Source organism: Micromonospora sp. NPDC049662, assembly GCF_040675055.1.
Taxonomy (GTDB): domain Bacteria; phylum Actinomycetota; class Actinomycetes; order Mycobacteriales; family Micromonosporaceae; genus Micromonospora.
Map to the genome: position 1 here is coordinate 91,445 of NZ_JBFAOC010000013.1, position 15,385 is coordinate 106,829.

14 protein-coding genes are annotated in these 15,385 nt (G+C 69.8%); 9 read left to right on the forward strand and 5 right to left on the reverse strand.

Annotated features, from left to right (window positions below):
* Window positions 1-3 precede the first annotated feature (3 nt).
* The 5 genes from AB0J36_RS13160 (at window position 4) to AB0J36_RS13180 (ending at window position 4,135) form a co-directional block, all read left to right on the forward strand.
* Window positions 4-597: a dihydrofolate reductase family protein gene (locus tag AB0J36_RS13160; protein WP_357125073.1), complete on the forward strand. Its 594-nt coding sequence runs from the start codon at window positions 4-6 to the stop codon at window positions 595-597.
* Window positions 594-1,514 (forward strand): NAD(P)-dependent oxidoreductase, encoded by a 921-nt coding sequence (locus AB0J36_RS13165; RefSeq protein ID WP_357168988.1) that lies wholly within the window; start codon window positions 594-596, stop codon window positions 1,512-1,514. The genes AB0J36_RS13160 and AB0J36_RS13165 overlap by 4 nt, the downstream gene beginning before the upstream one ends.
* Entirely contained in the window at window positions 1,495-1,923 is a 429-nt protein-coding gene (locus AB0J36_RS13170) for a PPOX class F420-dependent oxidoreductase (RefSeq protein ID WP_357125067.1), read from the forward strand. The genes AB0J36_RS13165 and AB0J36_RS13170 overlap by 20 nt, the downstream gene beginning before the upstream one ends.
* 356 nt (window positions 1,924-2,279) lie before the next feature.
* On the forward strand, window positions 2,280-3,632 hold the full coding sequence (locus tag AB0J36_RS13175) for an RICIN domain-containing protein (RefSeq protein WP_357125064.1): 1,353 nt from the start codon (window positions 2,280-2,282) through the stop codon (window positions 3,630-3,632).
* Between the two features lie 152 nt (window positions 3,633-3,784).
* Window positions 3,785-4,135 carry a hypothetical protein gene (locus AB0J36_RS13180; protein ID WP_363660526.1) on the forward strand — a complete coding sequence of 117 codons (351 nt, stop codon included), beginning with the start codon at window positions 3,785-3,787 and terminating at the stop codon, window positions 4,133-4,135.
* 51 nt (window positions 4,136-4,186) lie between these two features.
* Here AB0J36_RS13180 and AB0J36_RS13185 read toward each other — a convergent pair whose 3' ends face one another.
* Together AB0J36_RS13185 and AB0J36_RS13190 are read right to left on the reverse strand one after the other, a co-directional pair.
* Window positions 4,187-4,651 carry a helix-turn-helix transcriptional regulator gene (locus AB0J36_RS13185; RefSeq protein WP_357125058.1) on the reverse strand — a complete coding sequence of 155 codons (465 nt, stop codon included), beginning with the start codon at window positions 4,649-4,651 and terminating at the stop codon, window positions 4,187-4,189.
* 56 nt (window positions 4,652-4,707) lie between these two features.
* Entirely contained in the window at window positions 4,708-7,575 is a 2,868-nt protein-coding gene (locus AB0J36_RS13190) for a BTAD domain-containing putative transcriptional regulator (RefSeq protein ID WP_363660552.1), read from the reverse strand.
* Window positions 7,576-7,790: 215 nt separating this feature from the next.
* Here AB0J36_RS13190 and AB0J36_RS13195 point away from each other — a divergent pair, with 215 nt between their 5' ends.
* Together AB0J36_RS13195 and AB0J36_RS13200 are read left to right on the forward strand one after the other, a co-directional pair.
* Window positions 7,791-8,624: an alpha/beta hydrolase gene (locus tag AB0J36_RS13195; RefSeq protein ID WP_357125055.1), complete on the forward strand. Its 834-nt coding sequence runs from the start codon at window positions 7,791-7,793 to the stop codon at window positions 8,622-8,624.
* Between the two features lie 9 nt (window positions 8,625-8,633).
* Window positions 8,634-9,482 carry an alpha/beta hydrolase gene (locus AB0J36_RS13200; RefSeq protein ID WP_363660527.1) on the forward strand — a complete coding sequence of 283 codons (849 nt, stop codon included), beginning with the start codon at window positions 8,634-8,636 and terminating at the stop codon, window positions 9,480-9,482.
* A 111-nt stretch (window positions 9,483-9,593) separates the two neighbouring features.
* On the opposite strand, the gene AB0J36_RS13205 is transcribed toward AB0J36_RS13200, so the two are convergent.
* Window positions 9,594-10,460 carry an alpha/beta hydrolase gene (locus AB0J36_RS13205; protein WP_357173888.1) on the reverse strand — a complete coding sequence of 289 codons (867 nt, stop codon included), beginning with the start codon at window positions 10,458-10,460 and terminating at the stop codon, window positions 9,594-9,596.
* A gap of 356 nt (window positions 10,461-10,816) precedes the next feature.
* On the opposite strand from AB0J36_RS13205, the gene AB0J36_RS13210 reads away from it, so the two are divergent.
* On the forward strand, window positions 10,817-11,218 hold the full coding sequence (locus AB0J36_RS13210; protein ID WP_357173891.1) for a cupin domain-containing protein: 402 nt from the start codon (window positions 10,817-10,819) through the stop codon (window positions 11,216-11,218).
* Window positions 11,219-11,269: 51 nt separating this feature from the next.
* On the opposite strand, the gene AB0J36_RS13215 is transcribed toward AB0J36_RS13210, so the two are convergent.
* Window positions 11,270-12,043 (reverse strand): hypothetical protein, encoded by a 774-nt coding sequence (locus AB0J36_RS13215; protein ID WP_357173894.1) that lies wholly within the window; start codon window positions 12,041-12,043, stop codon window positions 11,270-11,272.
* Between the two features lie 151 nt (window positions 12,044-12,194).
* Complete coding sequence (locus AB0J36_RS13220; RefSeq protein ID WP_363660528.1) at window positions 12,195-13,682, reverse strand: endo-1,4-beta-xylanase; 1,488 nt, start codon at window positions 13,680-13,682, stop codon at window positions 12,195-12,197.
* Between the two features lie 395 nt (window positions 13,683-14,077).
* Between AB0J36_RS13220 and AB0J36_RS13225 the strand changes: the two genes are divergently transcribed.
* Complete coding sequence (locus tag AB0J36_RS13225; protein WP_357173900.1) at window positions 14,078-15,322, forward strand: PQQ-dependent sugar dehydrogenase; 1,245 nt, start codon at window positions 14,078-14,080, stop codon at window positions 15,320-15,322.
* Window positions 15,323-15,385 lie beyond the last annotated feature (63 nt).

Below are 15,385 nucleotides of genomic sequence, written 5' to 3' on the forward strand. Positions count from 1 at the left end.
TACATGAGCAAGGTCCTCGCAGCCCTGTCGGTCTCGGTCGACGGATACATCACCGGTCGTGACCCGGGACCCCGACGCGGCCTCGGTGACGGCGGCATGCTGTTCGACTGGTATTTCGACGGCGACACACCGAGCGCGGTGTTCGACGGTTTCCGGCTGAGCGCTCCCAGCGCCCGCGTGTTCGACACGGCCGCGGCCAGGGTGGGAGCGAGCCTGGCCGGGCGCAACACCTACGACGACTCCGGCTGGGACAGCGGCGGCACCCCTCACCCCGACGCGCCGCTCGTGGTGCTCAGCCACCGATCGCTGCCCGCCGAGCATCCGCGCCAGATTCTGGTGACCAGTGGCATCGAGGAGGCCGTCGACACGGCCCGCCGCCTGGCCGGCGACAAGGACGTGGCCCTCATGGGGGGCGGAGTGACCACCGCCGCGCTGGCCGCGGGTCTGGTCGACGAGCTGATCCTGCACCAGCGGCCGGTGCTGCTGGGCGCCGGCCGGCCGTACTTCCAGGCCCTGTCCGCACCCGTCGAACTCCGCCTGATCGAGGCCGTCGCCGCGCCGGCCGTGACCCACCTGCACTACGAGGTGGTCCGGTGATCCTCGTGACGGGCGGCCTCGGCATGATCGGCGCCCAGACCGCGCGCGCCCTGACGGACCTCGGGCACACCGTCGTCGCGACCGCCCACCGGCGAACCGAGCGCCCGTCGTTCCTGCCCGACGACGTCATCGTCGAACAACTCGACGTCACCGACGCCGCCGCGGTGTCCACCCTCGGCGACCGGTACCGGATCACCGACATCGTCCACCTGGCCGGCAGCATCCCCGGCGAGGATCGAGTCGCGTACTTCCGGGCCGACACCGCCGGGCTGCTCACCATGCTCGACGCCGCACGCAGCTGGCGCGTGCGGCGTTTCGCCGTCGCCGGCAGTCTCGGCTCCTACCTGGGCAGCAGTGCGATCACCTGGCACGAAGACCTGCCCCTACCTGCGGTGGCCGTACCGCACCCGATCATCGCCTTCAAGAAGGCTGTCGAACCGCTCACCACGAATGCGCTGCGGGACACCGGGATTCAGGCGCTCGTGCTCCGCATCGGCAGCACCTGGGGACCGCTCATGGACCCGGCCACTCCCTTCAACGCGGTCCCGCCCTACATCAGCTCCGTGCTACGCGGGGAACGCCCCACCGCCCTGCACGCCCACGACGGGGGCGACTTCTGCTACGCCCCCGACGCTGGACGCGCAATCGCCCTGCTCATCACGGCAGACGCCCTCGGCCACGAGATCTACAACATCTCGAGCGGACAGCCCTTCACCAACGGGCAGCTGATCGACGCCGTACGCGCGGCCATTCCGGACGCGCGGCTCGACGTGCTCGACGGTCGCAGTGGCGGACCGGGGCGCGATCCCTACCTCGACATCTCCCGCCTCACCACCGACACCGGCTTCGAACCGGCGTTCGACCTCACGGCCGCCGTCGCCGACTACATCAGCTGGCGTGCCCATCACGCCCGATAACCACCACACCACCGGAGGGACCACCGTGCTGCGTCTCGACATCCGCCGTGTGCTCGACGGGTCACCGATCGCCCACCTTGCCACCGTCCTGCCGGACGGCGCACCGCACGCCACCCCTGTCTACGTCGGAACGCACGGCGAACACATCGTCATATTCACCGGGCCCGGCAAGCGCAAAGCGCGCAACCTGCGCCGCGACCCGCGCCTGGCGTTGTCCATCGCGCCGGCCGACGATCCGTTCACTCCGATTGTCGTACGCGGCCGTGTCGTCAACTGGCTCGACGGCGACGCCGCGTGGTCGATCATCGACCGCATCGTCGCCAAGTACACCGACGGGACGTACCCGCGCGACGACGAACGCGTCGTCGCCGTCATCGAACCCGAGCACCAGAGCATCGGCATCCGCTGACGCGCAGCCCGTCCCCGCACACTGGCAGCGGTCGCCCAGGTCTGTCTCGTCTCGGTCGTCGCCGCCCAAGACATTGACACCCCTAATTGCGTGATCTAGCGTCGAGTCGAATCGGTTCGACCCTCGGATCTGGTGCTCCGGCATCCTCCGACGGCCGGGCGCGTGGTGTTCGGGCGAACGTTGTGGGCCACCGACGATTCGACGACCATCCGGTCCCGCACGGGCCGCAGGACCGGTGGCGTCCAGCCGGCCCTCGTCATGGGCACGTCCCGCGCCGCGCGTGGATCACCTCGTACCGAACAGACGAGGCGTCGTGCGGCAGGCCGACGTTCCTTTTCGCACAAGGAGATTCAACTGTGCCACTTCGCAGACTGTCCGCCCCCTGGATCGGGGCAGCCATGGCGGTCCTGGTCCTGATCGCCGTCGGAACCTACATCGTCACCAGCGTCACTCCGGCAGCCGCGGCCAGCACCGCCGGCTGCGGCAAGGCGCCGGGCTTGAACAGCGGCACCCACACCATCCAGAGCGGCGGGAAGAGCCGGAGCTTCATCCTTCGGCTACCCGACAGCTACAACAACACCTACGCCCACCGGCTGGCCTTCGGTTTCCACTGGTTGGGCGGCACCGCCAGCCAGGTCGCGTCGGGCGGCACCGACGGCGCGCCGTGGGCCTACTACGGCATGCTCTCCCAGGCGAACAACACCACGATCTTCGTCGCCCCGCAGGGACTCAACAACGGCTGGGGCAACGCCAACGGTGAGGACGTCACCTTCACCGACGACATGGTCCGCGTGATCGAGAACGCCCTCTGCGTCGACACGACGCAACTCTTCTCCGTCGGGTTCAGCTACGGCGGAGCGATGAGCTACTCGCTGGCGTGTTCCCGGCCGACGGTGTTCCGCGCGGTCGCGGCCATCGCGGCCCCGGGAGCGATCAGCGGATGCAGCGGCGGCACCCAACCCGTGGCGTACCTGGGGATCCACGGCATCAACGACAACATCGCGAACGGCCGGGCGTTGCGTGACAGGTTCGTCCGCAACAACGGATGCGCCGCGCAGAACCCGCCCGAGCCCGCGGCCGGCAGCCGGACCCACATCACCACCGCCTACTCCTGCCAGCCCGGATATCCGGTGCTCTGGGCCGCGTTCGACGGCGGACACCAGCAGGGCCCGGTGGACGGGTGTGCGGGCTGCGAGAGCGGCGCGCGGAGCTGGGTCAAGCAGGAGGTGTGGAACTTCTTCGCGCAGTTCGGCGGCGGCGCGCCGCCCACCACTCCCCCGCCGACGACTCCCCCGCCGACGACCCCGCCACCCAGCCAGCAGAGCGTGCTGATCGTCGGCAGCCAGTCCGGCAGGTGCGTCGACGTCCCCAACTCCAGCACGGCCAACGGCGCGCGCCCGCAGCTCTGGGACTGCCACGGTGGCGCCAACCAGCGTTGGACCCGGACCGCCAACCGCACGCTGACCGTCTACGGCAACAAGTGCCTGGACGCCAGCGGCAGCGGCAGCAGCAACGGCACCGCGGTCATCATCTGGGACTGCAACGGCCAGTCGAACCAGCAGTGGAACGTCAACTCCAACGGCACCATCACCTCCGCGCAGTCGGGGCTCTGCCTGGACGCCGTCAGTTCCGGCACGGCCAACGGGACACAGCTGCACCTCTGGGCCTGCCACGGCGGCGCCAACCAGCAGTGGAGCACGCGCACCTAGGGCATCGCCCACCACCTGTCAGAGACGCGCCGCCCGGGTTCTGTCCCGGGCGGCGCGTGTCGTTCGGGTCCGATCGAACGGCCGAACGAGTGGCCGCCGGATGCTCGTACACCGGGTTTCGCGGTGCTGACGCCCGTTGCAGAATGCGCCGCATGGCGGACATCGACCCACGACGGCGCTGGCGCGAGCAGCGGCGGGCGGAACTGCGCGGACGGTTCCACCCGGATGTCGCCCAGGGTGACCTCGAGGGATTCGCGTTGGTGCGTCCGGACGGCACGCTGACGGCCGAGGTCGTCCATGTGCAATGGCTGGACAACCACCCGGCCGGGCCCGACACCCACGTCACGGTCTCCTTCGCGGACGGCGCCAGCGTGCAGTTCACGTTCGACACGCGGGTCGTCAAGGGGCGAGCGGCCGATCTGGAGGTGCTGAGTCGAGACGAGCTTCGTCTGGCAGCGCCGTCCGGATGGGGAGCGAACGTCGGACACTGGGACCAGCGCTGACTCGGGTCCCGCGACACCCGAACCGCGTGCCGACGCGCAGACCGGGGAGCGTCAGAGACGAGGGCGATCGGCCAGTTCTCGGCGTGAGGTGATGTCGAGCTTGCGAAAGATCTTGCGGAGGTGATAGTCCACCGTGCTCGGGCTGATGAACAGTTGTGCCGCCACCTCCCGGTTGGACGCGCCGTCCGAGACCCGGCGAGCGATGTCGCGCTCCTGACTGGTCAGGCGACGGCTCTGGGCGAAGCGATCGGTCGTGCGGTGGCTCAACCTCCCGCGCAGTTCGCGGCGGGATGCGACGTTCAGCCGGTGGAACACTCCGCGCAGATGGTGTTTGACGGTGTGGGGGCTGATGACCAGGTGTCTCGCGATCTCGATGTTGGTGGAGCCGGCCGCCACCAGCAGGGCGATCTGTTCCTGTCGGGGGGTCAGTGCCGCACCCGGATGAACGCGGGAAGAGTCGGCTGGGGGGCAGTGCATGGTGCTCCTCGGGCGCGGGTTCGGGGTCTCGACGACCATCCGACCGCACCGCTGTGCGCGACGAGTGCAAACTGAGTGCTCGCGCCCCTAGCCGCTCACGACGCGTCGCTCATCAGACTCAGCCGGGCCCGGACGTACGCAACCATGGTCCGATACGTCTCGGCGTCCTCGATGCCGGCGAACTCGATGAGTTCCCGGAAGCCGTTGTCGGCGATCAGGCCCTCGAACCGCTGGCAGCCCTGTTCCGCGCGCGCCTGGTCGCCCAGGTCGAACGCGGCACGCGCGAGGATCGCCGCGACGGCGCAGCGGGGACCGTTCGACTCACTGACGCCTTCGGCCAATCCCCACTCCGAGATCGTCACCGCTCGCTCAAGCTGACCGAGTTTCCAGGACGATTCCGCGAGGAGTTGCGCGTAGCGGACGTTCAGGTGATCAAGGTGCTGCACCATCGCGATGGCCAACCCCTCGTCCGCGATCCGTACGCCGTCGTCGAACCGACCCGAACCGAGCCGCGCTCTCGCGAGTGTCAGCAGCGAGACGGCGAGCGGTTCCTGACGCTCCGTCTGCCGAGCGAGAGCCACCGAGCGTTCGCCGTACGCGTTGGCGGCGTCGTGGTCGCCACGCGCCGACGAGAGCACGGCCAGGTTTCGCAGGACGTCGGCCTGCCCGGCGAGGTCGCCGGCGCCGGCGAAGATGGACAGGGCTCGACGGAGGTATTCGTCGGCCGGTGGCAGCGGGGCGAAGACCTCACCGATGGTACGAAGAAGCTCGGCCTCCATCAGCGGCTCGCCGAGCGCGCCGGCCAGGTCGAGGATCGCGAGGACGGTCGGTGTCCGGCCCGCGGGGATGGAGTTGCTGCCCGGCGCCGAGGCCGCGAGGACCATTGCCGCCGCATCGCGCGCCAGGCCGTGGGCGAGGGCCAGCTCGATCGTCGCCCACAGCGCTGGCCGTTCCCGTGCGTACCAGGCGGCAGCCTGGGACACGCTGTCGAACGACTCGGGCGTGACGTCCGGTGGCGTCCCGGTGGCGGTGCCGACCGGCTGCCGGTGGTGTCTCGCGTACGCGGCCCGGGCCGAGTGCAGGTAGTGCATGACGAGACGCCGCTCGTACTCCGGTCGCTCTCGATCCTCGTCGAGAAGCTCACCCGCGTAGGCCCGCAGCAGGTCATGCAGGAAGTACCGCCCGGACTGCGCCTCGTCGAGCAGGTTCGCGGTCACCAGTTCCGTGAGCAGCGTGCGCGCCCTCGTCCGACTGACCCCGGCGACGCTCGCCATCGACTCCAGCGAGACCCCCGGACCCGGGTGGACGGCGAGAGCGCGGAACACCTGCGCTGCCGATGGATCGAGAGCGCGGTACGACCACGAGAACACCGACCGGACATCGTCTGACGGGTCCGCGCTGGACAACGCGTCGAGTCTGGCTGACGGGGCCGAGACGGCGCTGACGACAGCGCTCAATGGCAGGGCCGGATTGAGCGCCACGCGGGCGGCGACGATCGCCAGTGCGAGCGGCAGCCCGGCACAGAGGCTGATGACCTTGTCGAGCGAGGCCGGGTCCATGGTGGCGCGGCGGGTGCCGAGACGGTTGATCAGTAGCTGCCGGGACTCGGCCCCGGTCAGCCGGTCGACCTGCAGGTAACGTGCCCCCTCCCGGGTGACCAGGCTCGTCATCCGGTGGCGGCTGGTCACGATGACCAGACAGCCTCGGGAGGCCGGCAGCAGCGGACGGACCTGATCGGAGTCGCGGGCGTTGTCGAGGAGGATCAGAACGCGACGACCGGCGAGGCGACTGCGATAACGAGCCGCCTGAGCGTCGACGGTCTCCTGCGGTGACGAGACCGCCGGCTCGCCCAGTGACGCGAGCAGCGTGGCGAGCGCCTCCTGCGGTGACATGACCCGTCCGTCCGGGTCCAGGCCCCTCAGGTCGAGGAACAACTGACCATCGGGAAACTCGTTGGCGATCTGGTGGGCCCAGTGCACGGCGAGGGCGGTCTTACCGATGCCACCCATACCGCCGAGCACGGTGATCACGATCGTCGCGTCGCTGAACGCGTCGGAGAGTAGGCCGTCGAGCACTGCGGCCAGGTCGTTCCGTCGGACGAAGCCCGCGACCGGCGGCGGCAGCTGCGCGGGCCGGGGAGCCTCCAGCGGACGCAGCTCGTCCGGCGAGCTTCCGCCGCTGGCGAGCAGCTCCCGGTACGCCTCCCGCAGTTCGGGCCCCGCATCCACCCCCAGTTCCTCGGCGAGACGTTGGCGCGTCCGCTCGAATACCTGCACCGCTTCCGCCCGGTGGCCGGTGGCCACGTACGCGCGCATCAGGCACGCCTGCAGCGCCTCGTCCAGCGGCGCCGCGGCGGCCACGCTCACCAGCGGGGTCAGCGCGGCGTCGGCCATGCCATGGGCCAGCGCGGCTTCGCTGGCCGCGAGCGCCACCGCGACGCGCTCCCGTTCGATGGCCACGAACTCCGGCGAACGCAACGCCCCGGTCGGCAGGTCGGTGAACGCGGGGCTGCGGCCGAGTTCCAGGGCGGTCAGGTAAGCCCGCACGCCGGACACCGCATCCCCGCCCGCCAGCGCCTCGCGGGCCCGCCGGACCAGCTCGCGATACATGGCCAGATCGGATGCCTCGGTCGCGAGGATCAGCCGGTAGCCCGTACCGGCCGGTAGGAGGTAACGACCGGTCTCGCGGACGTCCAGGTCCGGTTCCAGAATCCGACGGAGGTTCCCGACGTGCCGGTGGATCTGGTTGGCGGCGCTGGCCGGAGGTCGGTCGTCCCACACGCTGTCGACGATGCTGTCGAGGCTGACCGCGTCACCGCCGGCCGCGAGGAGCTTGGCGAGGATGACCCGCTGGCGGACCGGGCCGAGATCGACGTCCGAGCCATCCCGCCGGCAGCCCATACCGCCGAAGACCTTGAACTCGCAGTGCGACGGCGGCCCGTCCGAGAGCCTGCGGTCGGGCATGGTCACGATTGACATCCTAGAGACGAAGGGGTGGCGGCTTCGCTTTTCGGCCCAAGCCTGCGACTCCTGCCAGGCCCGCCGCATCGCCCATCGCTCGTTGTCTTTCGGGCGGCCGACGACGCCGGGGACTACGTGATTCGGGTGATTCCGAAACGCCGCCACCTCCGTACCTTCGGCAGGGTTCCCAGCGTGGAACGCAAGCCCAAGGAGTACGCATGCCCCATGTCAGCGTTGGCTCAGAGGGAGCCAACCCGATCGACATCCACTACGAGGACCACGGCGCCGGCACGCCGGTCGTGCTCAGCCACGGCTACCCGCTCAGCGGGCAGGCCTGGGAGAAGCAGGTCGCCGCACTGCTCGCCGCCGGGTACCGCGTCATCACGTACGACCGGCGCGGTTGGGGCGATTCCAGCCAGCCCGCGGGTGGATACGACTACGACACGTTCGCCAGCGATCTGAACGTGCTCCTCACGACACTGGACGTACGCGACGCCATTCTCGTGGGCCACTCGATGGGGACCGGTGACGTCGCCCGGTACCTGGGTCGCTACGGCACCGAACGCGTCGCGAAGGCCGTGCTGATGTCGCCGATTCCGCCGTTCCTCCTGAAGACGGACGACAATCCCGAAGGCGCGCCGCAGGCGTTGTTCGATGGGTTCATCCAGGCCGCGCGGGCCGACCGGAACGGGTGGCTCAAGCAGTTCCTGGAGAACTTCTACAACCTCGACGTGTACGGCGGATCGCTGGTCGGCGACGAGGCGTTCCAGGCCAGTCTGGCCGTGGCCGAGGCCGGGTCCCCGGTCGCCGCGGTGGCGTGTATCCCCACCTGGCTCACCGACTTCCGCGAGGACCTGGCCAAGGTTGACGTGCCGGTGCTCGTGATCCAGGGCGACCAGGACCGCGTGCTGCCCATCGGGGTGACCGGCCAGCGGGTTGCCGCCTTCGTCGGGGATTCCCGGTTGCTCGTCATCGAGGGCGGGCCGCACGCCATTGCCTGGACCCACGCCGATCAGGTCAACGCCGCCCTGCTCGATTTCGTGCAGCAGTAAGGAGAAACCGTGAAATTGTCCTTCAAGCGCCGCCTCGTCTCGGTAGGCGTGGCCATCGGTGCCCTCACCCTGACCGGTGTCGGTGTCGGCACCGCGCAGGCCTCGGCGACTCACGTCACGCAGTCGCGCCCCGCCGCGACCAAGCCGACAGTCGTGCTCGTGCACGGCGCGTGGGCGGACGGGTCGAGCTGGGACAAGGTGACCGCCAAGCTCCAGCACGACGGCTACCGGGTGGTCACCCCGCCGAACCTGCTGTCGGGCGTGGCGAACGACGCCGCGAGTCTCCGCGCGTACCTGGACACCATCACCGGGCCGATCGTCCTCGTCGGGCACTCGTACGGCGGCATGGTGATCACGAACGCCGCCCTGGGCAACGAGCGGGTCAAGGCCCTGGTGTACGTCGACGCGTACATCCCGGACCAGCACGACACCGTCTTCTCGCTGACCTCGGCCGTGCCGGGCTCGGTCTTCGGGGGCGACACGTCCGCCGTCTTCGACCAGGTCGCGATCCCCGCTGAGACCGGCAACGTCAACCTGTACGTGAAGCCGTCGGTCTTCGGTACGGCGTTCGCCGGCAGGAGCATTCCCGCCAAGGACGTGGCGGTGCTGGCCGCCCGGCAGCGTCCGCTGGCCTTCAGCGCTCTGGTCGAGGAGTCCGGCGCGCCGGCGTGGAAGACGATCCCCTCGTGGTCGGTGATCGGCAAGCAGGACGCCGTCATCCCTGCCGCCGAGCAGGTCGTCATGTCCGAGCGGGCCAAGGCGCACAGCGTCCAGATCAACGCACCCCACCTGTCCATGGTCACCGACTCGGGTGCGGTCACCAACCAGATCGAGGCCGCCGCCAAGGCGACCAACTGACACGGCGGCCGGCCGTGGCACCGCACAGCGCGATGCCACGGCCGGTCGGGAAGTGGCCGCGTGGGCTGGTCCAGCCCACGCGGCCACTGCTGCCGATGTCACGAGACCTCGTCAGGCGGTCGTCCGGGCCGCCTCCAGAATGACCCTGGTGACCTGGTCCGGGTGCGAGATCAGGCCCAGGTGACCGGCGTCGATCCGGGTGATGTCGGCCCCCGCCCGCTTCATCATCTCCTCCTGGCGGGCCGGCGGAATGACCAGGTCCTCGGTGCCGACCACCGCCCACGCGGGGATCGTCTTCCACGCCGGCTCCGTGGCCGGCTCGCCCAGCGCGTTGGTGGCCAGGGCGGTCTGGGTCACGGCGAGCACCTCCGCCTGCCGCCGGGGCAGACCGTTGGCGAAGCCGGGGATGAACACCTTCGGCAGGACGTACGCGTCGGCCGCGCCCTCCGGGGCACCGGGGAACGGCACGAGCCGGAAGACGCTCGTGGGGTCGGTCAGGGCCGGCTCGAGGATCGAGCCGGAGCCCGCGGTGAGCTCCTCCACGGTCTCCCCCTTGTCCGGCGCGAAGGCGTCCACGAACACGAGCGCCTTGACGTTCTTGTTGCCGGTGGCGGCGTCGCTGATCACGAAGCCACCGTACGAGTGGCCGGCGAGCACGATGGGACCTTCGATGGTGGACAGGAAGTCCTTCAGGTAGCCGCTGTCGATCGACGGCCCTCGGCCGGGTTGCGGCGCGACCTGGACGTCGAAACCGCGCGCCTGGAGTCTGCGGATCTCCCCATTCCAGCTTGAGCCGTCGGCCCAGGCGCCGTGCACGAGGACGATCGTCGGTCTGCTGCGGTGCCCCTCGTCGGGGGTTGGTCGCACACCGCCGTCCGCGAACACGCTTGGGGTGCTTGAGCCGAGCACCGTCACCAGAGTTGCGGCGGCGAGCGCTGCGGCGATCACCTTCGGCCGACGTAGCGAGATTCTGAGCATGTCTGTTCCCCCTCGTTGGTCAGTGGATGCCGAACGCGGGCAGATGCGGGTGGCCGCCAACGCTGCCCGGTCGGAGCCGCGACCGGTCGGGTCCACCGCCGAGCGGTGCGTCGACCGGTGACGGGCCGGCCTCCGACGCCTCGGTGACTGCACGATCGCCCGACTTCACGGTACTCACAATGAGTCGGAATAATGGACGAAACAGGAGAAGTGCTCAGATTTGCTATCTTCCGAGGAAACCCGCCAAACGGGTTGCTTCCCCAGTCGCCGCGTGTGCTCGGAGCCGACCGCCCCCACCGGCCCGGCGCCGGGAAACGCCCTCCACGGAGGTGCGAGACGTCCCTTAGGTTTCGGCAATGCAGATCATCGAAGGGGCGGGCCGGTGGACCACACCCGGCGGAGCCGTCAACGACTGGATCGAACACCTGAGGGTTCCGGACCTGTCGGTGGGAACGTACTGCATCCCGGCGGGAGGTCTCGACGATCAGAGCCCGCACACCGAGGATGAGATCTACGTGGTCACCGCCGGCCGGGCCCGGATCGTGACCCCGGACGGCACGGCCGAGGTGGCCCCAGGTTCGGTGATCTTCGTGCCGGCCGGCGAGGAGCACCATTTCGACGAGGTGACCGAGGACCTGACGCTGCTGGTGGTGTTCGGTCCGGCGTACGGCTCGCGCGCTCCAGATCGGCGAGCCGACCAGTTCGGCCGGGGTACGGCAGCAGAGCCGCACCCCGGCAGGAACGTCGATCGCGACTGACATCACGACCACCGGCGTCGAACGCCCCCGCGCACCTGCGGGGGCGTCAGCTCAGCAGCCGAGCCGCTTGGTCGACAGGGCGATGTCGTCGATCCAGAGGTCGAACTCACCCGGCGTCGTGCCGCCCTGGTAGAGCTGCCAGCCGATCTTCACCGTGTCGACGCTCGGCAGGACGAAGGGAACGTCATTACCGCCGTGGTCGTTCGTGGAGGCGGTCAGCTCCGGGTTCGCCACGCCGTCGATCCACACGGCGACGCTGTTGTCCGCCCCGTCGATCTTCCACTCGAAACACTGCCAGGTGTCCTCGACGACCGGGGCGGACTCCCGCCAGTTGGTCCAGTCGCCGGTGGGACCGCCGTCGGCCCCGATGCCCCAGAACGTGCCGGGCACGGTGGGGGCGTACTGGCCACCGATCGGACGCACGACCTCCGCGCTACCGCTACCGGTCGCCTCGACCAGCGTGAAGTGCGCCCAGTCCGGGGCGGTGGGGAAGGCGTCGACGCGCAGGCGCATCCGGCCGTAGAAGCGGTTGCCCGGCGCGGCGAAGTCGTCGACGCGCAGGAAGGCACGTCCGTTGTCGACCGTGTGGACGTGCAGCACCTGGTTGCCCCGGCGAGCACGTTCGACGGTGAGCGTGCCGTGGCGGGTGTCGACGCCCCAGTTCACCGTGCTGGCCCCGCCGGCGGGCAGTCGCTCGAAGTCCTCACAGAAGAGCAGGCCACGGGGGCACGAGGGCCGGGACGCGCCCGACGCCCCGGCCGGAGCGCTGCCGACCGTGGTGCCGAGGATCAGGGCGGCGCTGAACACCGCGAGAAGTCTGCGCATGGTCGTTCTCCCTATCGACGAGGTGCGGTACGCGAGGACGGTTACTTCGGTCGCGTACCGGTCCGACCACGACGGCGCCCGGGCCCGGAGCGGGTGGCTCCGGGCCCGGTCAGCGTCCCGACGCGGAGGGACCGGTACGCGTCGTCGCGCGTCAACTGGTGCAGGAGAGACCGCTCGGTGCGGTAGTACTGCTGCCGTTGACCAGGAAACCGAAGGTGGTCGAGGCGTTCGCGCCGAGAGACCCGTTGTAGTCGGCGTTACGGACGCTGACCGTTCCGCTGGTGCCGGTGTTGATGCCATTCCAGACATTGGCGATGCTCTGCCCGCTGGCCAGCGTCAGCCGTACGGTCCAGCCGCTGAGGGTGGCGGAGCCGTTGTTGGCCACCGTGACCTCGCCCTGGTAGCCACCGTTCCAGCTGTTGACCATCCGGTACGTCGCGCTACAGGCACCCGGCGGCGGCGTGGTCGGCGGAGGCGTGGTCGGCGGAGGGGTCGTCGGCGGAGGGGTCGTCGGCGGAGGGGTCGTCGGCGGAGGAGTGGTCGGCGGAGGGGTCGTCGGCGGAGGGGTCGTCGGCGGCGTTCCCGGCACGGTGGTGGAGGCGGCGTTGAGCGCGTTGAGGACGGCGGTGTACGCCGCCTTCGGGTTGCTGTTGCGGTCGAAGAGCAGCGGGTTCTCGCTGCCGCGCCACGAGTCGCTGTCCCGGATGCCCCACGTCGTGATGCCAACGCAGCGGGGGACGTTCATGCAGGCCTGGGTGAGGCCCTGGTACTGGCTGGTCGAGGCGTTGGTGACGTCGGCCTCGGTCAACGCCACGTCGACCCCGAGGGCGGCGAAGCTGGACAGGGTCTGCTGGAAGTTGCCGGGCAGCGAACTGCCGCCGGTGAAGTGGGTCTGCAGGCCCACGCAGTCGACCGGCACGCCCCGGGACTTGAAGTCCCTGATCATGTTGTAGACGCCCTGCGTCTTGGCGTACGTCCAGTTCTCGATGTTGTAGTCGTTGTAGCACAGCTTCACGCTCGGGTCGGCGGCGCGCGCGGTCCGGAACGCGACCTCGATCCAGTCGTTGCCGGTGGACTGCAGGTTCGACGACCGCCGACTGCCGTTCTCGGCGAAGGCCTCGTTAACCACGTCCCAGTACGCGAACTTGCCCTTGTAGTGGGCCATGACCCCGTTGATGTGGCTGATCATCGCGTTCCGCAGGGCGGTGCCGCTCAGGCTCCCCCAGAACCTCGGCTGCTGGGCGTGCCACGCCAGGGTGTGACCACGGAACCGCATGCCGCGCTGGGTGGCCCAGTTGTAGATCGCGTCACCGCGATCAAAGTTGAACTGGCCGGGGTTGGGCTCGGTCGCGTCGGGCTTCATCTCGTTGACGGCCGTCATCATGTCGAACTCACGGCTCGCGATGGTCAGGAAGCCCGAGTCGTTGAGGCGGTCCGCCCCCATGGCGGCGCCGAAGTACCGGCCGCTGCGCTCGGCGGCGGCCTTCAGGGTGGTCCCGGGCGATCCGGGGAGGTCGGCGCGGGCGAAGGTCGCCACGGCCATCGAGGACACGGTGATCGCCAGGGCGCAGGCCCCACCCAGGAGCAGCCTGGCGGCCCCCCTGGTTCGGCGCTTCGGTCGAGCGGGTAGGTCGTTCATCTGTGCACTTCTCCTCGGTGTTTCGTCTGGTCCGTTGCCGACTCGAGGCACGGAACCGAGGAGCACCGCACGGCCGACGACCGGAGCACCGCGCTCGCCACTGGACCAGCACGCCGCAGGTGACGCCGAGCCGGCGTCAACCCCGCCGCGCCCGAAATCGGTGGCCACCGCCGGCTGCCCGGCCCGCCCGGTGGATGGCGAACACTCCGCGCCGCACGCCCCTGCGGAGTAACACTGCCCTGCCGCGATGCTATATCGAATCAGCTCGATCTGGACAGCCGGCGACCGACAACGGTGGCGCGCACGGCGGAGGACCAGCCGGTTTGGCATCGACTTAGATCGATGTAGTGTGGAAACGCTCCCACACCACCACCCACCTGATCGAGGAGCCGAACATGCAGCGACGGCGACAACGTCCGGCCACCATGCTGGCCGGCCTGCTCATCCTGACCCTGTCCGTGCTTCTGTCACCACCCGCGTCGGTGGCCAGCACCGCGGCGACCGGCACATCCCACGCCCGCGCGACGCCACTCACCGAGCTGACCGTGGTGTCCGAGCGGGTGGCGTTCGGACTGCAGCGCCCGATCGCGATCACCGGCCTGCCGGACGGTCGAATGTTGATCGCGGAGAAGAACGGCACCGTCCGCGCGTACCACCCCGCCACCGGCCTGGCGGCCGATCCGGTGCTCGACCTGACCGCCCGGATCGACACGTCCGACAACGAGCGCGGCCTTCTCGGCATCACGCCCGCACCGAACTTCGCGCGCACCGGGATCCTCTACGTGGCCTACACGAGCCTGCCGGCCGGAGCGCTGACCCTGGCGCGGGTGCCGCTCGGCGCTCCCGACCGGCTACAGGTGCTGCTCACCCAGGAGCACGCCGAGTTCGGCAACCACAACGGCGGACAGGTGGCCTTCGGCCGCGACGGCTACCTCTACTGGTCCACCGGCGACGGCGGAAACGCGAACGACCCGTTCAAGAGCGGCCAGAACCTCGGCACCCTGCTCGGCAAGATCGTACGGATCGACGTCAACCGCAGCTGCGGGGGCAAGCCCTACTGCGTACCCCTGGACAACCCCTTCGTCCGCACGGCGGGCGCGCGGCCGGAGATCTGGGTCTACGGGCTGCGCAACCCGTGGAAGTTCTCCATCGACCCGGTCGACAACTCGCTCTGGATCGGCGACGTCGGCCAGGGCCTGATCGAGGAGATCAACCACATCCGCCCGTCGCAGCGTGGCGCGAACCTCGGCTGGTCCTGCAAGGAGGGCACGCCGGTCTTCGACCAGACGCAGTGCCGGCCGGGCGTACGGCTCACCGACCCGGTCGCCGAGTACGAGCACTACCTGACGGACAACTGCTCCATCATCGGCGGCCTGGTGTACCGGGGGTCCGTCACCCCGGAGGCGCGGGGGACCTACATCGCGAGCGACTACTGCTCGACCCGCGCGTTCGCCGTGCGTCCCACGTCCACGGGCGGCTACGAGTCCGCCGAGATCGGCACCTTCCCCACCCAGCCGACGGCGTTCGGCGCGGACGTGAACGGGGAGCTGTACGTGCTCAGCGACCTCCCGGGCTGGCTGAGCAAGGTCCGGTTCGAGCGGGTCCAGCCCACCCCGACCGCCGGGGTGGCCAACCGCTGAGCCTCGGCGGAAACCGGCACCGGTGACACCGCGGTGGACTGCCACGCACCCGTGGCGGTCCAC